We start from the raw sequence: 699 nt of genomic DNA on the forward strand, positions 1-699 counted from the left end.
CTGTTTGCTCACCTCAAGCGCATTTTGAAGATCGATCGGTTGAGGCTCAGAGGACCAAACGGTGCCCGTGATGAGTTCCATCTCGCCGCAGCTGCTCAAAATCTCCGCAAAATGGCGAAACTGATACCTCCCGGAGCGCCTGCTTTATCCACCTGAGGCAAGAAAGCTGCACTTATGTCGAAGTGGCTTGGCAACACTTCCACTCTTCACCATGAGTTTTTCAACACTATCCCCCCAAGGCTGCCTTTGTTTTCCGTTACATTGCGGGTGATTTCCATTGTTTGGGCGCGTCTTTGCGCGTCATTTCCTGTTTTGGTTCCGGCTTCAGCTCCGGGAGCGGGAACATCTCAGAGGGAAGCAGGTGGGTGAGCTGCTGAACCAGTTCTCTGTGCTTCGGCGTATCTGGTCTGGTTTTGAGTAACGCACGAAGCTGCGTGATCTCACGACCAGCCTGCTCTTTTTCAGGCTGATGGGTTTTATTCCATTTTCTGATTTTCTGCTCGCGAGAATCCTCCATCTGGTCAAAGTGCTGGTTCAGCCAGAGTGAGAGCTTCGCAGGGTTCGCCATGGCCGTAGACTCTTCCTCATGCTCCTTTCTGAACTGTTCCAGGGCGGGCTTGTCCTGTGGTGTCAGGAGCGTCCTGAGAGGCTCAGGCGGAGTGGCACGCAACCCGGTGATATGCAGCAGGGCCTGCACCA

At 54.1% G+C, this 699-nt stretch carries 2 pseudogenes; one reads left to right on the forward strand and one right to left on the reverse strand.

The features are described from left to right. Nucleotides 1-156, forward strand: a pseudogene (locus HK11_RS12225) (IS5/IS1182 family transposase); the annotation flags it as partial. A gap of 100 nt (nucleotides 157-256) precedes the next feature. Here the strand turns inward: HK11_RS12225 and HK11_RS12365 are convergent. After that, nucleotides 257-699: pseudogene (locus HK11_RS12365) on the reverse strand (hypothetical protein); the annotation flags it as partial.

It is taken from the genome of Acetobacter sp. DmW_043 (assembly GCF_002153485.1).
Lineage (GTDB): Bacteria > Pseudomonadota > Alphaproteobacteria > Acetobacterales > Acetobacteraceae > Acetobacter > Acetobacter thailandicus.